The organism is Pseudomonas sp. SB113 (genome assembly GCF_040754745.1).
GTDB classification, from domain to species: Bacteria; Pseudomonadota; Gammaproteobacteria; order Pseudomonadales; family Pseudomonadaceae; genus Aquipseudomonas; species Aquipseudomonas grimontii.
In genome coordinates, this window is record NZ_JBFMHW010000033.1 from 18,062 (window position 1) to 36,199 (window position 18,138).

The following is an 18,138-nucleotide window of genomic DNA, read 5'->3' on the forward strand; positions in this document are numbered from 1 at the left end:
CCGAATGCTTGTCCCCTTTCTCATCATGCTGCGCGAAGGCATTGAAGCCGCGCTGATCGTCGGCATCATCGCCAGTTACCTGCAACAAACCGGCCGTGGTCAGTGGATGCCCGCCGTGTGGATTGGCGTATTCCTCGCCGCTGCCCTGGCCTTGCTGGTGGGCGGCGGCCTGGAACTGGTCAGCGCCGAATTCCCGCAAAAACAACAGGAACTGTTCGAAGGCATCGTCGGCCTGGTCGCCGTGGGCATCCTCAGTTCCATGGTGTTCTGGATGCGCAAGGTCGCGCGCTCCATCAAGCATTCGTTGCACGCCTCGCTAGATCAGGCGCTGACCGGTTCCAAACACCAGGTCACGGCGTTGATCCTCATGGTGTTCTTCGCCGTCGCCCGTGAAGGCCTGGAAACCGTATTTTTCCTGCTGGCCGTGTTCCAGCAGAGCGAAGGCCCGGGCGCACCGATTGGCGCCCTGCTCGGCCTGGTCCTGGCGATCATCGTCGGTTTCCTCATCTACACCGGCAGCATGCGCCTGAACCTCGGTGCGTTTTTCCGCTGGACCGGCCTGTTCATCCTCGTGGTGGCCGCTGGCATCCTGGCCAACTCGGTGCAAGCCCTGCACGAAGCAGGCGTGTGGAACCACTGGCAGACCGTGCTGTTCGATTTCAGCGCCGTGCTGCCGATGGACAGCCCGCTCGGTTCGGTACTGGCCGGCATGTTCGGCTACCAGGAAGCGCCGACTATCAGCACCCTGGGCGCCTATCTGATCTACCTGGTCGTAGCGCTGGTGATGTTCTTCCTGCCCGCTGCACCGACCAAGCCTGCTGTCGCATCTTCTTCCGTTTCCAGCCAGTAAGGACCGTCTCTTGTCCAACCCAACGCCTCAACCTGCCTCGCCCCCCCGTGCCCTGCGCTGGGCGGTGGCCGGCTCGGTGATCGTGATGATCGCTGCCGGTGGCCTGTTCTATTACGCCTCGCAACTGGCGGCCAGCAAGCGCCAGACCAACCAAAATGAAATCGCCGTGACCATCCATGGCCACGCCTGCGAGCCCAACGCATTGACCGTTCCGGCCGGGCGCGCGAGCTTTCGCATCATCAACCGCTCCGACCGGGCGGTGGAATGGGAAATCCTCGACGGCGTGCTGGTGGTCGAAGAGCGCGAAAACATTGCCCCCGGCCTGAGCCAAGTGATCAATGCCAACCTGTTGCCTGGCGACTATGCGATCACCTGCGGCCTGCTGAGCAACCCGCGCGGCACCCTGCATGTGACGCCGACCGCTGAATCCGACGCCCAAGCCAAGGCCAAGCCGTCGATGGTGGCGTTTATCGGCCCGCTGTCGGAATTTCGCGTGTACCTGAGCAGCCAGGGCAGTGCCCTGGTCAAGGCCGTGACCGCCCTGCAACAAGCGATCAATGCCGGCGACCTGGCCCAGGCCCAAGCGCTGTACGTGCCGGCCCGCGTGGCCTACCAGCGCCTGGCCCCGGCTTCCCAGCGCCTGGCGGAGCTGGACAACGCCATCAATGCGCGTGCCGACTACTTTGAAAAACGTGAGCAAGACCCGGCCTTCAGCGGCTTCCATCGCCTCGAATACAGCCTGTTCCAGCAACGCAGCCTTAATGGCCTGGCCCCGGTGGCGCAGCGCCTGGTGACCGATGTCACCACCCTCAAACAGCAATTGCTGGCGCAGTCCCTGCCGCCGGAGCAGTTGGTCAGCATCGTGGTACGCAACCTCAACAGCCTCGCGGATGTGCGTGCCATCAGCGGTGAGGAAGAACGCTACAGCCACATCGACCTGAATGGTTTCGCCGCCAACCTGGAGGCCGCGCACAAGGTGGTCGACCTGATGCGTCCGCTGCTGGCCAAGTCCGCCGCCGACCTGCTGCCGACAGTCGACAGCGCCCTCGCCGCCTTCGATACCGAGCTCCAGGGTTTCAAGCTCGACAAAGGCTACGCCACCTATGACAGCGTTACCGCCGATCAGCGCACGCAGATCGCCGACAAGGCCAAGGCACTGGCCGCCGCACTCGATGGAATCGACCCCGCCCTTGGCCTTTCCGGCCTGCAGTGAAGACGACCGCACACATGAGTGATTCAGAACAGTTTTGCGCACAACGCCGCCGTGTCCTCTTGGGCATGGCCGCCACCGGAGCCGCCATTGCCGGCAGTACCCTGACCTGCCCGGCCATGGCCGCCGCTGCCGAACAAGTCACCACCGCGCCGCGCAGTGACAAAACCCAGGACCACCACGATTTTTTCGGCCAGCACCAAAGCGGCATCGTCACCCCGCGCCCGGCCTGCGGCATGGTCGTGGCGTTCGACGTCTTGGCCAGCGACCGCGAAGACCTGGAGCGCCTGTTCCGCACCTTGAACGAGCGCATCCGTTTTCTGATGACCGGCGGCACCGTGGCCCAGGTCGACCCGAAGCTGCCGCCCACCGATTCCGGCATCCTCGGCCCTATCGTCACACCGGACAACCTGACCATCACCGTGTCCGTCGGCGAATCGCTGTTCGATGAGCGCTTCGGCCTGGCCGCCGTCAAACCCAGGCGCCTGAGCCGCATGGTGGGCTTCCCCAACGATGCGCTGGAACCGGCGCAGTGCCACGGCGACCTGAGCCTGCAATTCAGCTCCAACACCCCGGACACCAATATCCACGCCCTGCGCGACATCGTGAAGAACCTGCCCGACCTGCTGCTGGTGCGCTGGAAGCAGGAAGGCAGTGTGCCGCCCCAGGCGCCGGCCAAGCCCGGCGAGCCGGCACAGAGCGCGCGCAACTTCCTGGGTTTCCGTGACGGATCGGCCAACCCGAACTCCAACGACAACAAGGCCATGGACCAGATTGTGTGGGTCCAGCCCGGCAGCGACGAACCAAACTGGGCGGCCCATGGCAGCTATCAGGCGGTGCGCATCATCCGCAACTTCGTTGAACGCTGGGACCGCACGCCGCTGCAAGAGCAAGAAAGCATCATCGGCCGCGTCAAGACCAGCGGTGCGCCCATGGATGGCCAGAAAGAATCCCAGGTGCCCGACTACAGCAAGGACCCGCAAGGCAAGCTGACCAAGCTTGATGCCCATATCCGCCTGGCCAACCCGCGTACCCCGCAGACCCAGGCCAACCTGATCCTGCGTCGGCCGTTCAACTACTCCAACGGCGTCAATAAAAACGGTCAGTTGGACATGGGGCTGTTGTTCATCTGCTACCAGGCTGACCTGGAGAAAGGCTTTATCAGCGTGCAAACCCGGCTCAATGGCGAGCCCCTGGAGGAATACCTCAAGCCGGTCGGTGGCGGGTATTTCTTCACCTTGCCGGGGGTCACCGGGCCCAAGGATTTCATTGGGCGCACGCTGCTCGCTGCAACGCACCCTCAAACCACTGCCAACACCTAAAACACACCAGAGCGGAAAACGTCCCATGAAGAAGTCGACTATCGCGTTGTCGTTGTTAATGACCCTTTCGCCGCTGGCAGCCTTCGCCGCCACCGCGCCGCTGGACCTGGTAGGCCCGGTGTCGGACTACAAAATCTACGTTACCGAGGAAATCGGCGAGTTGGTCACCCAGACCCAGGCGTTCACCGACGCCATCAACCAAGGCGACCTGGCCACCGCCAAGAAGCTGTACGCGCCGACCCGTGTGCACTATGAGTCCATCGAGCCGATCGCCGAACTGTTCAGCGACCTGGATGCATCCATCGATTCCCGTGTCGACGACCACGAAAAAGGCGTGACCGCCGAAGACTTCACCGGTTTCCACCGCATCGAGTACGCGCTGTTCTCGCAGAGCTCAACCAAGGGCCTGGAAGCGCTGACGGCCAAGCTCAACACCGACGTCAACGACCTCAAGACCCGCGTCGACGGCCTGACCTTCCCGCCTGAGAAAGTCGTCGGCGGTGCTGCGGCGCTGCTCGAAGAAGTCGCCGCCACCAAGATCTCCGGCGAAGAAGACCGCTACAGCCACACCGACCTGTATGACTTCCAGGGCAACATCGACGGCGCGAAGAAAATCGTCGACCTGTTCCGCGGCCAGATCGAGAAACAGGACAAGGCGTTCCTGGCCAAGGTCGACAAGAACTTCGCCGCCGTGAACAAGATCCTGGCCAAGTACAAGACCAAGGACGGCGGCTTTGAGACCTACGACAAGGTCAAGGAAAACGACCGTAAGGCGCTGGTAGGTCCGGTCAATACCCTGGCGGAAGACCTGTCGACTTTGCGGGGCAAGTTGGGTTTGAACTGATCACGGCTCCCGACCTCCCGCGCCCAGTACGAGAGGTCGTTCGCTTAGTCCTTGGGCAAGAACCCGCTCAGTGGCGTGCCGTACGCCTGGCCACTGCGCGGGTTAATCGAATACCAACGGTGGTTGTATTGCACAGCCTGAACGTCGACCCCCTGATAACGCCCTGCCCGTGCCACGGTTGACGAGACAGTCGGGGCGTCCGTGCCACTTGCCTGGCCTGCAGAGGCCAGCAGGTATGTGCGCAACTTCTCCTCCGCCGTCAACAGGTGCGGCGCCGCCTTACTCCATTTCGTACCCGCTCCGACCAGCAGCGCAGGCACTTTTACCAGGCCCTTGGTCGCGGCACTGAGCAACTGCGGAAAACCATCCAGCGGATTCAGCGCTGCGTTGGTGAACAGGGTGGACCGCTTGATGAAGTCAAACGCGCAGTCGCTGAAGGTCGCCATGGATTTTGCCGAGGTCAATGTGGCGGCGGACGGTTTGAACCGCGTGACGAGCCTGGACACCGGATTGGCCACCAAAGCCTTTGCCGAGCGGATCAGCCCGCGAGCCTGACTGCCTGCCCCAATTGCCACCCCAACGGCATCCACCACCAAGTTGGTCATGCCCTGGCCGATATTGCCTTGCTTGAACTCCTGATAGGCGCCCACGAACGGCACGAAGCCCAGCAGAAATGCATGCGTGCGCTCGCGGGCCTCGCGGCGCTCCTCCAGGGGCAACGGCTCGCGGGCACGTTGCTGCATCGCTTCGAGCGGTTCGTAAAAATTACCCTGTGAGATCCTGTCGGCAATGCTTGAGGTTCTCCGCGAGCCGTAGGTGTCCGGCACGAAGGTTTGCGGCGAAAGGTTGCCGGGAAGTTCGCGCGCGGGGAACACGGCGCCCAAGGGTTCGACGATCACTGCCGGCTCAATCACATTGGGCCGAGGGTTGGAGCCGGTGGCATAGGCGTCGAAATCGACGGCCATCTGCGCGCCACGCACCACCAGACAATAATCGGGGCCACGGTCACCTAGAACTTGCTCCCAGCGAGCGGTGCCATTGAGCTTGACCGCTTCGGGCAAATCCGTACGCCTAATGAGGCTGCCATTGGCAAACACTTCGTAATACACGACCTTCTTTGCATGCTCCAAGCGCATCAAGGTACCTTGGCGCGCGCGCTTCGCGTCTCTGTATTCGTCGGTTTCCTCGGCCTCGGTGACACCGGTCTCCAGTCGCAAGGTAAAGAGTTCGACTTTGCCCACTTCAAGCGCCTGGCGGTCGGCTAACGGTAATTGGGCGAACATCAGCTTGAGCTTAGTGGCATAGGCGCTCTGGAGATTTTTGTGGTGTTGGTTGACAGCGGTTTTCAACAAGCCGTCCAGCTCAGGAAGGTAGCGAATAGGCTTGTCCAGCCTATCGCGAGCCTCGGCGGAAACTTCGGGTGAACGGGTTCGCTCAGAGGGTGTTTTCACCGGCAGGGATAATATGGGCGCGTCGTCGCTGAACACCCACTTGCCCGGTGTCAGGTCGCCGGTCATATAGGTTTCGACCAACGAGCGAAAGCGTGGCTCCGACACCGGCAGGTTGCGGCGATCCTCGGCGCTGGCCAGGGTCACGGTCATGCGTTCGAGTTCGGCCTGCGTGCTATCCGGGAATGCGCGCAGCAGTTCCTTGATGGCCAGCGTCTTGCGCGTCGGCAGTTCCAGGCTGGCGTTTGCAAAGGCGCTGCTGGCCTCTTGGCGTTGTTTGAAAAACGCCCGCGCAGCATCCTGGATATCGTACGCGGAGTACTCGCCATCGCTGCGCTGCCTGACGACGCCGTTCAGCACGGCCCAGTCGGCGATGATTTTCAGGGCACTGAGTTGCATCAACGTGGCTTGCCCTTCATTGGTGGGCATCAAGGTGGTCAGGGCAGTCACCTGCTGCTCGCTCATCATCCGTGATGTACCCGGTGTGTTGTGATCGGCCAATGCACAGCCCAGACGCAGCTCGACCCAGGCAGGCGTGCCGATGTGCACCGAAGCCGGCACGTCCCGCACCAGCAGTTCCGGCGCCGCCTGCGCCAGGCATACCTGGGCAGCCAACACCGCCAGCTTGGGGTCCAGGCCTTTGCTTTCCTGCAAGTGACGCTCGATATCACGACGCACCTCGCTGAAGCTGCGCCCCATGTTCGCCGGCTGGTAGATCGAATAGCCGGCGATTTCGCCGGGTTTGTCAGGCATGGACGGATTGACATGCAGCTTGATCGCAGCGATCACCAGCTGTTGGCGCAGCGCCTTGGGGAGGACCGATGCATTACCCTGGCCGCCCTGCCAGCGTAGCGCATAGGCCAACTGCTCACCGAATGCCAGGGCGTCCAGGCTATCGAGCAGTTTGTCCAAATGAGCCTGGGGATCGGCTTGCATCGCCTGCAACGTGAAGCCTGTCAGCGCGCCGAACAATCGCGGGTGAGCGCCGCCAAGCCGGATGCCAGCCAGCGCGGCCACGGCGTTTTTGTCGTCCGGGGTTAAACTGCCAGGCGCCCAATCTTGTTTTATCAACCCGTCGTAGTCGCCCAGCACCGGTGCCGGCGGCAAGGAGGTGCGCAGCCAGTCAATGACATTACGCGTTTGCGCGACGGTACGCGGCGAGCCCAGGCCCTTGAAGTCAAGAAGCTGGCGCATGTCGTAACGTGGCGTTGAGTACACGGCATTGCCCAGCGGCTCAGCGAGCGTCGTCAACGCCGTGAGTTCATCGTTCAGGGTGTCGACTGACTCCACATAACGGCTCAGGTCTACCCATCCGCCCACCGGACTTTGGCGTTCAAGCCGGCCTTCGGACACCCGAAAGGGTTTACCCGGCCAGTCGAATCCTTCGCGCGCCAGCAGGCTGACCATCTCCGGGCGGGCGACCAACCGCTGCAAGCGCTCCATCGCAGCCTGGCTGTGCGCCGGCAACGGCGATGCGGGTGACAGCTCGGTGGGGTGAGTGGACCAGTCTGTACGCGCATTGTCCGGCAAGGGCTCAAGCTCTTTTTCAAGACGATCTGCCAGGTAATAGCGCTCCTCCAGGTCGCCAATCACCTGCCACACCGACTCAAGACGACTGACATCGACCTGTGCAACCCGTTGATGTGGCAGCCACAGCCCCTTGCCCTGCTCGACAAAAGGCAGGCCCTGGTCGGCGGGGTCGAGCAACTCGCGGATCGGACTCAGGGTGCGCGAAACCTCGTTCCAGCCGGAGTTGTCGGTCAGGCTGAAGCTGGCGGCGCTGCGTACACCGTTGTGGTTGACGTAGCCCTCGATACGGTCACGGTGCACCGTGAGAGTCGCCGGTTCCAGGCCCTGGCCGGCTATCCACTGTTGCAACAAAGGCCGGTTCAGCAGGTGCTGGTACAGACGCATTGCGGGCCCCAGGCGGCTGTCGGGAGGCACCTCGACCAAGGTGTAACCCTCGTCTTCGGCGGCCGCCATGCGTTCGGCCAACTGGGCTTCGGCTGCAAGCACACGGTCACGCTCCCGATTCGGTAATCGCGTCCATGGCAAGCCTGCTGCGGGCGGATCGCCAGCAATCTCGCGCCGTGTACGCGAGGCAGGGGTTTGAATGTTGGCAGCGGGTAGTTTGCTTGCATGCAGCGCGGCATAGGGGATGGGCGCGCGGGTGCTCGACAATGACATCGACATGTTCATTTCTCTCTCGGATGAATCCCTTTAGGACAACTTCGTCCATCCGTGAACGATGAGAGGCAATGTATAAACAGTCATTCCAACCTGAATGTCAGCCATATCCGACTCCCTTGACTGGTGTGTCGCGGATTTATGACAGGCGACGACCTACAGGATCCGATAGAGCAGCCGCTCGATTCGCACGCGGCTGACCCGGCGCAGAAACTTGCCGACGGCGGGCGGGTAGTCCACCAGGGTCTGCAATTGCGCGTAACCGTCGATCCGCGTGGTGTGCTGGAAAATCTGCGCCAGCTCGGTACGCCGCGGCTCCAGCCACTGGCCCTGTGGATCGTCGATCAACAAGGCGTTTTCCAGATCGAGGCGGAATGCCCGGGGGTTGAGGTTGTTGCCGGTGAGCAAGGTGTAGCGCTGGTCGACCCACATGCCCTTGAGGTGGTAAGTGTTGTCGCCGTCGCGCCACAGGTGCAGGTTCAACTGGCCGCTGTCGATCATCGACTGATGGCGCTTGGCAAAACGACGCAGGCTGATTTCGTACAGGTACGGCAGTGCCGCGATGACCTTGAACGGCTCGCTGGGCGGGATGTAGAAGTCGTTGGCGGTCTTGTCGCCGACAATGATGTCGATCTTTACCCCACGCGCCAGGGCACGGTTGATTTCACGGGTCACCGGCAACGGCAGGTTGAAGTACGGTGTGCAGATGGTCAGTTGCTGCTGGGCACTGGCGATCAGTTCCAGGATTACGCGGTTCAACGGGTTGTTCTTGCCCACCCCGAGCAATGGGCTGACCGACAGGTTGCCGTTGGGCAACTGCCCCGTCGTGGTGTCATAGGCCGCGTGTTTCAGGCGGCTGCGCAAGTCGCCGATATCGTTGCGCAAGCTGCGCGTGGTCGGTGGGTTGGGCAAGTCCAGGCGATTGACCGCCTTGGAGGCAATCAGGCCGTGCTCCACCAGGTGCTGCATCGAATCGGCCAGGGCTTTGCTGTGGATCAGGTGGTAACGGTCGAAACGGTATTTGTCGAACTTGTGCAGGTACACGTTATTCAGGCTGGCACCGCTGTACAGCACGCTGTCATCAATCACGAAGCCCTTCAGGTGCAGCACGCCGAACAGCTCGCGGGTTTGCACCGGTACGCCATACACCGGCACTTCGCTGGCATGGCTCTGCGTCATGGCTTGGTACCAGGCGCTGTTGCCCGGTTGCTTGCCGGCGCCGATCAAGCCGCGCTGGGCGCGCAGCCAGTCGACCACCACCACGATGTCCAGTTCCGGTCGTGCGGCCTTGGCGGCGTGCAGGGCGGCATAGATCTCCTGCCCTGCTTCGTCCTGCTGCAAGTACAGCGCAACGATGTAGATGCGCCGGGTGGCCTGGGAGATTTTTTCCAGCAGGCAACGGCGATACGCATCAGCACCGGACAACACGTCGAGGGCGTCGGGAGTGAGGGGGAAGCCACGCAGTTTGGGCAACAGGGAGCGTTTGAAGAACGACGGCATAGGGCTCGCAATGGGTCGAATCCGAAGAGGCCCGAAGCTTACACCATGGGCTTGCTCAGGTCTCGTTACCTGGCGCGGAAAAGTTTGTTGACCAAGGAGAATGATCGTTCTACTTTAGGTGGCATGAACGATATCCCTGGCAATGAAACCCGCGACATTATCCTCGACGTCACCGAGAAGTTGATCTATCGCCACGGCATCGCCGCCACCGGCATGGACTTTCTGGTGAAAACCGCCGGCGTGTCGCGAAAAAGTATTTACCGTTACTTCGCCAATAAAGATGAACTGGTGATCGCCGCCCTGCAGCGCCGCGACGCGCGCTGGATGCAATGGCTGCGCGGTGAAGTGGAACGCGTCGATGGCAGCGGCGACCGCTTGCTCGCGCTGTTCGACGCACTCAGGACCTGGTTCGGCTCGGCGGATTTTCGCGGCTGCGCCTTTATCAACACCAGCGGTGAAACCGGCGATCCGCACGACCCGGTACGCCTGCTGGCCAAGGCACATAAACAGAAACTGTTCGAGTATGCCCTCGAACTGTGTCAAGCCCATGGCACCCCCGACCCCGAACGGCAGGCCGCGCACCTGCTGATCCTGATCGATGGCGCCATTACCGTTGCCCTGGTCATGGGTGATTCAACGGCTGCTGATAATGCGCAATGCATGGCGCGAACGTTATTGGGGCTTTGAATACACCGGCCGAGCAACTTTGTCTTAACAGGAGCCCTGAAATGCCATCCTCCCCGCAAACACGTCCACCGCTGCCGCCGTTTACCCGTGAGTCGGCCATCGAGAAAGTCCGCCTGGCCGAAGACGGCTGGAACGGCCGTGACCCACAACGGGTATCCCTGGCCTACACCGTGGACACACAGTGGCGCAACCGCGCCGAATTCGCCCATAACCGCGAGGAGGCCAAGGGCTTTCTTACCCGCAAATGGGCCAGGGAACTGGATTACCGGCTGATCAAGGAGTTGTGGGCCTTCACCGATAACCGCATCGCCGTGCGTTATGCCTACGAATGGCACGACGACTCCGGCAACTGGTTCCGCTCTTATGGCAATGAAAACTGGGAGTTCGACGAGAACGGCCTGATGGCCAAGCGTTTTGCCTGCATCAATGACCTGCCGATCAAGGAAAGCGAGCGCAAGTTCCACTGGCCGCTGGGTCGACGCCCGGATGAGCATCCGGGGCTGTCGGAGCTGGGGCTGTAGCTTGAAGCCGCAAGCTTGAAGCTTCAAGCTTGCGGCTTATCGCTTAATCCTGATTCAGCCCGACCCGATACAACACGCCATCATCCTCATCCGTCAGCACATACAGATAGCCATCCGGGCCCTGGCGCACATCGCGGATACGCGCCTTCAACCCACCCAGCAAACGCTCTTCATGGATCACCTTGTCGCCGTCGAACTGCAAGCGAATCAGTTCCTGGCTGGCCAGCGCACCGATGAATACGTTGTGTTGCCAGGCCTTGAACCGGTCACCGTCATAAAACGCCATGCCACTGATGCCCGGTGATTTTTCCCACACATGATGGGGCGCCACAGTGCCCTCTACGGTCTTGCCCTTGGCCTCTGGAATCGGCGTCAGGGAATAGTTGATGCCGTGGGTCGCCAATGGCCAACCGTAGTTTTTGCCACGTTCGATGATATTGATCTCGTCACCACCACGGGGCCCGTGCTCGTTTTCCCAGATCGTGCCGCTCCAGGGGTTCAGCGCCAGGCCCTGTGGGTTACGCTGGCCGTAGGACCAGATTTCGGGGCGTACACCCTGCTGGCCTACAAAGGGGTTGTCATCGGGCACACGGCCATCCGGGAAGATTCGTACGACCTTGCCTTGCAACTTGTCCAAGTCCTGGGCGGTGGGTCGGTCGTTATTTTCGCCCAAGGTCACGAACAGGTAGCCATCGCGGTCGAAGGCCAGGCGCGAGCCGAAGTGATTGCCGGTGGACAGCTTCGGTTCCTGGCGCAGGATTACCTTGAAATCGGTCAGCCCGCTGAGGTCCGCCGCCAGCCGCCCACGGCCCACCACAGTCCCGGCCGTGCCGCCTTTGCCGCCGCCTTCGGCGTAGGACAGGTAGACCATGTGGTCCTGTTTGAAGTCGGGCGACAGCACCACATCCAGCAAACCGCCCTGCCCCTTGGCCCAGACCTCGGGTACACCGCTCAACGGCGCCGAGAGTTTGCCATCCGGGCTGACCACACGCAGGCGACCGGGGCGCTCGGTGACGAGGAAGCCCTGCTGGTCCGGCAGAAAAGCCACCGCCCACGGGTGGTCCAGGCCTTTGGCAATCGGGGTGGCGGTGATGCTGCCTTGTTCGCTGGGGAACTGCTGGGCATCGGCTGCGTAAACCGTCGTCAGAGTGGTTGCGCATATAACGGCTAACAGGGTTTTGCGTAGAAACATAAGACAAGTCCTTACCGGCGATTGCCGTTGGCATCATAAGTGGGGGCTTTGGTGTCGGTGGCCGGGCGGCTGGGAGCGGCTTCGCGCTGGGGATAGCGGTTACCGATGCCACCGTTTTCCAGGGTCGGCGTGCGCGTGGTGGGACCGGTCTGGATACCGCGAATCGCCGGCGCCGTAGGCTGGGCGCCCTGCATGCTGTTGGGGTTGGCCCGGTGGATGGGGCCGTTGTTGGCGTTGTTGTTGCCAGGCAGGTTCTGTGCCTGGCCTGTGGCTGCTAGTGCCAAGCCAAACGCCAACGCTGCAAGATGATGCACACGGGTGATCATGACAAAGCCTCTCTGGGGCGAGGAGTACGTGCTTTCGATAACACGCTACGCCCGGGGTTCGGCTTTCGTAACTAAATACTTTCTGATCAGGTGTAACACGATCTGTCCGCGCATCTGCCCAGGGAAACTTTTCGCGCCCCCTTCGAGTCACCCGAACACAGCCTCTTGTTAAGGAATCGCACGTATGCCACGGGCAATCTGGAAAGGCGCCATCAGTTTCGGCCTGGTTCATATTCCGGTATCGCTGGTCTCGGCCACGTCCGCCCAGGGCGTGGATTTCGACTGGCTGGACAAGCGCAGCATGGACCCGGTGGGCTACAAGCGCGTCAACAAGACCACCGGCAAGGAGGTCACCAAGGACAACATCGTCAAGGGTGTAGCGTTTGAGAAAGGTCGTTATGTGGTACTCAGTGAAGAGGAGATCCGCTCGGCCCACCCCAAGTCCACCCAGACCATCGAAATCATTGCCTTTGTCGCCGGTGACCAGATCCCGCTGCAGAACATCGACACGCCCTACTTCCTGGCCCCGGACAAACGCGGCGGTAAGGTGTACGCGCTGCTACGGGAAACCCTCAGGAAGACCCGCAAGGTCGCCCTGGCCAACGTGGTGCTGCACACCAAGCAGCACCTGGCGGCGCTGATGCCCCTGGAGTCGGCGCTGGTGCTGGTGATGCTGCGCTGGCCGGCCGAGGTGCGCAGCCTGGATGAACTGGAACTGCCCAGCGACGTGACCAAACCCAGCCTGGCCAAGGGTGAACTGGACATGGCCAAGCGCCTGGTGGAAGACATGAGCGCCGACTGGCAGCCCGAGGACTATCGCGACAGTTTCCAGGAAAAAATCATGGCGCTGGTGGCGAAGAAGGCCAAGGCCGGCAAGATCGAAGACGTGGAATCCCAGGAAGGCAGCGAAGAGCGCAAATCGGCCGACGTCATCGACCTGACCGAACTGCTCAAGCGCAGCCTGGCCGGCAAGCCGGCGGCAAAAAAAACCGCGAAGAAAAAGGCCTCTTGAGCCTGCCATCATCAGGAGAACCCCATGGCAAAGCCCCTGAGTGAATACAACCGCAAGCGCGATTTCGAGATTACCGCAGAACCTTCCGGCGCCGCGCCCGCAGGTAAACGCAAGGCGTCGGCGCTGTCGTTCGTGATCCAGAAGCACGCTGCACGTAACCTGCACTATGACTTTCGGCTGGAGCTCGATGGTGTGCTCAAAAGCTGGGCCGTGCCCAAGGGCCCAAGCCTGGACCCCAGCCAAAAGCGCCTGGCCGTGCATGTGGAGGACCACCCGCTGGGTTACGGCAGTTTCGAAGGCAACATCCCGGCCGGCCAATACGGCGCCGGGAAGGTGATCGTTTGGGACCGTGGCGTATGGCAACCCCATGATGACCCGCGCAAGGCCTACGCCGCCGGCAAGCTCAAATTTACGTTGGTGGGCGAAAAACTTGCGGGGGATTGGGCGCTGGTACGCACACGGTTGAAAGGCAGCGGTGACAAGGAACAATGGTTGCTGATCAAGGAAAACGACCCACAAGCCCGCCCCGCAGTCGACTACGACATCGTTCAGGCCAAGCCGAAAAGCGTGCTTAGCGATGCCTCCATCGACCAACCCAAGCCCAAGGCAAAAGCCAGCAAGGCTGCCACCACCGTCCCGACGCAATTCTCCCCGCAACTGGCAACCCTGGTAGACCGCGCGCCCGAAGGCGAGTGGCAGTATGAAATCAAGTTCGATGGCTACCGAATGCTGGCGCGCATTCGCGAGGGCGAGGTCCGGCTGTTTACCCGTAACGGCCATGACTGGACCGAGCGTCTGCCTCGCCAAGTCAAGGCCCTGCAAGCCCTCAAGCTCAGGGACAGCTGGCTCGATGGCGAAGTGGTCAGCCTCGACAGTGACGGGTTACCGGATTTCCAGGCCCTGCAAAATGCCTTTGACAGCGGGCGCAGCCTCGACATTGTCTACTACCTGTTTGACGCGCCGTTCCTCGACGGCCAGGACCAGCGCACAGCGCCTCTCGAAGCGCGCCGCGCGGCACTCAAGGCCGCGCTGTCCGGCAGCAAAAGCAAGCTGCTGCGGTTTTCCGAAGCCTTCACCGCCCCTCATCAGGACATTTTACAGAGTGCCTGCAACCTGGCCCTGGAGGGTGTGATAGGCAAACGCATCGGCAGTCCGTACACCTCCACGCGAAATACCGACTGGATCAAGCTCAAGTGCCGTCTGCGCCAGGAGTTCGTGATTGTCGGTCATACCCGCCCCGAGGGTTCACGCACAGGTTTTGGCGCATTGCTGCTGGCGGTGAATGACGATACGGGGCTGAGGTACGCCGGTCGCGTGGGCACCGGTTTTGACCAGGCCGCGCTGAAGGCTATCCATGAGCAACTCAAACCGTTGGCGCGCAAGACTTCGCCCTTGCACCACACCCTGACCAGTGCCCAGGCGCGAGGCGTGCATTGGGTCGAGCCAACGCTGGTCACCGAGGTGCAATTTGCGCAGTGGACCCGCGAAGGCTTGGTCCGCCAAGCGGCCTTTGTGGGCTTGCGCAGCGACAAGCCCGCTGCGCAAATCGTGCACGAGCGGCCGCGCGAGGCTGAGTCCGTAAAAACACCGAACGCCAAGGGCACGCTGAACATCACGCATCCCGAGCGGGTGATTGACCCGCAAAGCGGCACGCAAAAACAGCAATTGGCGCAGTTCTACGAAGGCATCAGCGAATGGATCCTGCCCTTCCTGCGCCATCGCCCCGTGTCCCTGCTCAGGGCCCCGGAAGGTATCAAGGGCGAGCAGTTCTTCCAGAAACACTCGGAGCGCCTGGCGATTCCAGGCATCAAGCACCTGAACGCAACGCTGGACCCAGGCCACGCGCGCCTGATGGAGATCAACAGCGTCGAGGCGCTGATCGGCGCCGTCCAAATGGGCACCGTTGAGTTGCATACCTGGGGCGCCACCTCGGACAAGATCGAAACCCCGGACCTGTTTGTGCTCGACCTCGACCCGGACCCGGCGCTGCCCTGGAAAAGCATGCTGGAAGCCGCGCAACTCACCTTGTCGGTACTGGACGAGCTGGGACTCGACGCTTTCGTCAAGACCAGCGGCGGCAAAGGCTTGCACCTGGTCATACCGCTGGCGCGCCGGGATGGTTGGGACAGCGTGAAAGCCTTTGCCAAGGCCATTGCCCAGTTCATGACCGCGCAACTACCGGAGCGTTTTACCGCCACCTCCGGGCCGAAAAACCGTGTGGGCAAGATCTTTATCGACTACCTGCGCAATGCACGCGGCGCCAGTACGGTAGCCGCCTATTCGGTGCGGGCACGCCCAGGGCTGCCGGTGTCGGTGCCGGTCAGTCGCGAGGAGTTGAAGGGGTTGCGCGGCGCCCAGCAGTGGACGGTGGCTAATCTGCACCAGCGGTTGCAGGGGTTGAAGGAAGATCCGTGGGCGGGCTATGCCCATCGGCAGAAGATCAGCAAGAAGATGTGGGACAAGCTGGGCGCCCATCCACCCCAGTGAATGGCGCCCCCGCCGGGTTTCAGATGAGCACGAAGATCAGCGCCAACGCGGCGAAAATCGCCCATTTTTCCAGGTAGTAGCGCGTGCGATTGCGTTTTTTCAACGCTTTGCCACGCAAGCGAATCTTGTACAGCCGGTTAAAGGCACGGTTGAGCCCACCGGTCTTGTCGCCAGCATCGTTGGGCGAGCCCGCAGCAGCCATTACATTGCGGCTGAACCAACGGTTGAACGCGGCGGCCCAGCGGTATTTCATCGGTCGCTCAATATCGCAGAACAGAATGATACGGTTCTGCTGCGTGGTGTTTTCGGCATAGTGGATGTAGGTCTCATCGAACATCACCGGCTCACCGTCACGCCAGTAATAGTGCTCGCCATCCACATTGATATAGCAGCCCGGATCATTCGGGGTAACCAGCCCCAAGTGATAACGGTACGAACCGGCATAGGGGTCACGGTGGCGCACCAGCTTGGAGCCCGGTGGCAACTCGGCGAACATCGCCGCCTTGATCGAGCCAATGCTCTGCAACAGCTCAGTGGTACGCGGGCACAGTTTCATCGCCGACGGGTGGCTTTCGCCGTACCATTTCAGGTAAAAGCGCTTCCAGCCTGACTTGAAGAACGAGTTGAAGCCCACATCGTTGTACTGGTCGGAACGCTTGATTTCACCGGCGCGCATCAGGTTCAGGCCCTCCTCGCGAATCTCCTTCCAATGCGCTTGCAGCGGGCTCAAATCGGGAAAATCGCTGGGTGACAGGTAGGGACGGCCGGGTAGCTTGGAGCACAGGTAAAGCAAGCAGTTGATCGGGGCCAGGAAGGTCGAATGATCACTGAGTTGTCGGCCCAGCGTGTGTCGCACCCGACCACGCAGGTGTACATACGCAATGGAGGCAACGTAGAGAACAACAATGATGAGTTTCAAGGGGGTTCGTCACATGTCAGAAGAAAACAGGCTACTCCTGCGCGCCCACAACGGCCGAGGATAGATAGCAGCATCTGAAATCACAATTCACACAATTGGCACGACCGGCTGAGTGAGTACCCGGTACGCAGTCCGTGGCAGTTATTTAGCCACAGTTTGTAACCAAAAGTTAACCAAGAATTGTGAAAACCTGTCTACTGAATGTGCTGGGCGACTACCTCGACGGTCAGGCCGCGCAACGGCCCGCCAGGTAGTCGGCCCGCCCTATTGACGCGGCAACCGGCGCTCGTCGAATACCGAAAACGGCCCGATCGCACGCCTTACCTGCATGAAATGCCGAATCAATGCCACGAGCATTCCCAGCATCAGCCCGGCTACTACGCTCAGTGCGATGATAATGCCCACCCTTGGCTTTATCGGGCTCAGCGGCTCCTGTGCCTGACGATCCACAGTGACCAGTTTCAGCGCACTCATGTCGATATTCAGGCCGCGCAGCCGCGCCTCTTCTGCCCACAGCGGTTCAACGTCCGTCAGGAACAGATCTTCATTTTTACGGCTGCTGAGAACCTCGACTTCACGGTTAGCGTCGAGCATGCGCAGTTCCTTGGAGATTTCGGCCACCCTGCTGTTGGTGAAGTCGTCGCTGGTGCGCTGTTGCAGCGCTGCCCGCTCCGCCTCCAGCACTTGGGTACCCATGAAGTACAAAGGCGTCTTCTGATTAGTCACCACGGTGCGCATCATCTGGCTCGAATCATTCTGCGCGTCCCCGCCCATGAATGAGGGGGTGGTGGGGTTCTTGATGCCAACGGACTTGGCAATCGAGATCGCCTCTGCCAGTTCTGACAGGCGGCTGGCGCGCTCCATCTTCATCTGCAAGCGCAAACCCGTGAGTTCATCCTGCAAACGCGCGCGTTTGACTTTATCGGCCTCCAGCAACATGGCTATTTTCGACGCCTTGCCCGTCTCGTAGTTGGCGCGCGCCGCGTCGATCTTACCCTTGAGCTCGTTGAGGCGGTTATTGACGATCACCTTGAGGTCGGCCCCTACCTGGTTGCGTTCCTGCGCAATGGCGTAGTCGACGAATCCGTTGAGAATGGCCGCGCCATCAATCCCCTTGGGGTACTGCATTTCCAGGCGAAGGTAAGAACTGACTCCGTCGGACTTCTTCGAATCAGGCATCACCAGGTTGATGGCATTGCGGTTAAATGCTTCAAAGCTCTGCTCCAGGCTTTGCCCCGGGCGCTGGAAGGCTTCGAACAATGCGGGGTTGGCCCTGAAAAAGCCCAGCCGGGCCTCATAGGAGTCCAGTTGTGCGCCGACCTTGGCCAACGCTTCGGCCGGCGGCAACTTGTAGACCTCGGAACGATTGAGGGCATCCAGCTCGTTGATCGCCGCTGGCCGCAGCACACTGCTGACCTGGTAAACCCTGGGTGCAAGAAATGCGTAACCTACTCCCAGAAGGCCTGCCAGGATCGTGCAACCGATGACCAGTTTTTTTTGCTTCCATATCGCGTGAAACAGTTCAAAGAGATCAATTTCATCCGATGGCAAATGTTGTTGAAGCTGGGGAGTGTTGTTCAAAGTTCGTACACCCTGATGAGTTGAAATCCAGCGTCCAAAAACACAGCCCTGA

General features: G+C 61.1%; 14 protein-coding genes. 8 read left to right on the forward strand and 6 right to left on the reverse strand.

The window, feature by feature from the left end; translation table 11 throughout:
- The first annotated feature begins 4 nt into the window (after positions 1 to 4).
- Genes efeU through efeO (AB1462_RS28290) form a run of 4 tightly spaced genes read left to right on the forward strand, consistent with a single transcriptional unit; the run spans position 5 to position 4,226 of the window.
- A complete protein-coding gene (efeU, locus tag AB1462_RS28275; RefSeq protein WP_315338944.1) occupies positions 5 to 850 on the forward strand; it encodes an iron uptake transporter permease EfeU in 846 nt (281 codons plus the stop codon).
- 10 nt (positions 851 to 860) lie between these two features.
- Complete coding sequence (efeO, locus tag AB1462_RS28280; RefSeq protein ID WP_259194122.1) at positions 861 to 2,063, forward strand: iron uptake system protein EfeO; 1,203 nt, start codon at positions 861 to 863, stop codon at positions 2,061 to 2,063.
- 14 nt (positions 2,064 to 2,077) lie between these two features.
- The gene (efeB, locus tag AB1462_RS28285) at positions 2,078 to 3,382 is read left to right on the forward strand and encodes an iron uptake transporter deferrochelatase/peroxidase subunit (RefSeq protein ID WP_259194123.1); all 1,305 of its coding nucleotides are present in this window, start codon (positions 2,078 to 2,080) and stop codon (positions 3,380 to 3,382) included.
- Positions 3,279 to 4,226 carry an iron uptake system protein EfeO gene (efeO, locus tag AB1462_RS28290; protein ID WP_367248588.1) on the forward strand — a complete coding sequence of 316 codons (948 nt, stop codon included), beginning with the start codon at positions 3,279 to 3,281 and terminating at the stop codon, positions 4,224 to 4,226. Before efeB ends, efeO (AB1462_RS28290) begins: the two co-directional genes overlap by 104 nt.
- A gap of 44 nt (positions 4,227 to 4,270) precedes the next feature.
- Here the strand turns inward: efeO (AB1462_RS28290) and AB1462_RS28295 are convergent, their stop codons facing one another.
- Positions 4,271 to 7,867: a hypothetical protein gene (locus tag AB1462_RS28295; protein ID WP_367248590.1), complete on the reverse strand. Its 3,597-nt coding sequence runs from the start codon at positions 7,865 to 7,867 to the stop codon at positions 4,271 to 4,273.
- A 150-nt stretch (positions 7,868 to 8,017) separates the two neighbouring features.
- On the reverse strand, positions 8,018 to 9,361 hold the full coding sequence (gene pssA / locus AB1462_RS28300; protein WP_090404790.1) for a CDP-diacylglycerol--serine O-phosphatidyltransferase: 1,344 nt from the start codon (positions 9,359 to 9,361) through the stop codon (positions 8,018 to 8,020).
- Between the two features lie 123 nt (positions 9,362 to 9,484).
- Between pssA and AB1462_RS28305 the strand changes: the two genes are divergently transcribed.
- On the forward strand, positions 9,485 to 10,048 hold the full coding sequence (locus tag AB1462_RS28305; RefSeq protein WP_090404793.1) for a TetR/AcrR family transcriptional regulator: 564 nt from the start codon (positions 9,485 to 9,487) through the stop codon (positions 10,046 to 10,048).
- 41 nt (positions 10,049 to 10,089) lie between these two features.
- Entirely contained in the window at positions 10,090 to 10,569 is a 480-nt protein-coding gene (locus AB1462_RS28310; RefSeq protein WP_090404796.1) for a nuclear transport factor 2 family protein, read from the forward strand.
- Positions 10,570 to 10,612: 43 nt separating this feature from the next.
- Here AB1462_RS28310 and AB1462_RS28315 read toward each other — a convergent pair whose 3' ends face one another.
- Together AB1462_RS28315 and AB1462_RS28320 are read right to left on the reverse strand one after the other, a co-directional pair.
- Entirely contained in the window at positions 10,613 to 11,761 is a 1,149-nt protein-coding gene (locus tag AB1462_RS28315; RefSeq protein WP_367248593.1) for a PQQ-dependent sugar dehydrogenase, read from the reverse strand.
- A gap of 11 nt (positions 11,762 to 11,772) precedes the next feature.
- Entirely contained in the window at positions 11,773 to 12,087 is a 315-nt protein-coding gene (locus AB1462_RS28320) for a hypothetical protein (RefSeq protein WP_367248594.1), read from the reverse strand.
- 184 nt (positions 12,088 to 12,271) lie between these two features.
- Here AB1462_RS28320 and AB1462_RS28325 point away from each other — a divergent pair, with 184 nt between their 5' ends.
- Together AB1462_RS28325 and ligD are read left to right on the forward strand one after the other, a co-directional pair.
- Positions 12,272 to 13,099, forward strand: a complete 828-nt coding sequence (locus AB1462_RS28325) for a Ku protein (protein ID WP_259194128.1) — start codon at positions 12,272 to 12,274, stop codon at positions 13,097 to 13,099.
- 24 nt (positions 13,100 to 13,123) lie between these two features.
- Complete coding sequence (gene ligD / locus AB1462_RS28330; protein WP_367248596.1) at positions 13,124 to 15,586, forward strand: DNA ligase D; 2,463 nt, start codon at positions 13,124 to 13,126, stop codon at positions 15,584 to 15,586.
- Positions 15,587 to 15,605: 19 nt separating this feature from the next.
- On the opposite strand, the gene lpxO is transcribed toward ligD, so the two are convergent.
- Together lpxO and AB1462_RS28340 are read right to left on the reverse strand one after the other, a co-directional pair.
- Complete coding sequence (gene lpxO / locus AB1462_RS28335; protein WP_090404811.1) at positions 15,606 to 16,505, reverse strand: lipid A hydroxylase LpxO; 900 nt, start codon at positions 16,503 to 16,505, stop codon at positions 15,606 to 15,608.
- Between the two features lie 264 nt (positions 16,506 to 16,769).
- Positions 16,770 to 18,086, reverse strand: coding sequence for a Wzz/FepE/Etk N-terminal domain-containing protein (locus AB1462_RS28340; RefSeq protein ID WP_259194142.1), 1,317 nt, complete (start codon positions 18,084 to 18,086; stop codon positions 16,770 to 16,772).
- Positions 18,087 to 18,138: the final 52 nt, after the last annotated feature.

What these genes read in the sequence shown, in the direction of transcription:
- AB1462_RS28295 (WP_367248590.1), bottom strand. Translation starts at nt 7,867, where the DNA reads ATGTCGATGTCATTGTCGAGCACCCGCGCGCCCATCCCCTATGCCGCG.
- ligD (WP_367248596.1), top strand. Translation starts at nt 13,124, where the DNA reads ATGGCAAAGCCCCTGAGTGAATACAACCGCAAGCGCGATTTCGAGATT.
- efeB (WP_259194123.1), top strand. Translation starts at nt 2,078, where the DNA reads ATGAGTGATTCAGAACAGTTTTGCGCACAACGCCGCCGTGTCCTCTTG.
- efeU (WP_315338944.1), top strand. Translation starts at nt 5, where the DNA reads ATGCTTGTCCCCTTTCTCATCATGCTGCGCGAAGGCATTGAAGCCGCG.
- AB1462_RS28305 (WP_090404793.1), top strand. Translation starts at nt 9,485, where the DNA reads ATGAACGATATCCCTGGCAATGAAACCCGCGACATTATCCTCGACGTC.
- pssA (WP_090404790.1), bottom strand. Translation starts at nt 9,361, where the DNA reads ATGCCGTCGTTCTTCAAACGCTCCCTGTTGCCCAAACTGCGTGGCTTC.
- AB1462_RS28325 (WP_259194128.1), top strand. Translation starts at nt 12,272, where the DNA reads ATGCCACGGGCAATCTGGAAAGGCGCCATCAGTTTCGGCCTGGTTCAT.
- AB1462_RS28320 (WP_367248594.1), bottom strand. Translation starts at nt 12,087, where the DNA reads ATGATCACCCGTGTGCATCATCTTGCAGCGTTGGCGTTTGGCTTGGCA.
- AB1462_RS28315 (WP_367248593.1), bottom strand. Translation starts at nt 11,761, where the DNA reads ATGTTTCTACGCAAAACCCTGTTAGCCGTTATATGCGCAACCACTCTG.
- AB1462_RS28310 (WP_090404796.1), top strand. Translation starts at nt 10,090, where the DNA reads ATGCCATCCTCCCCGCAAACACGTCCACCGCTGCCGCCGTTTACCCGT.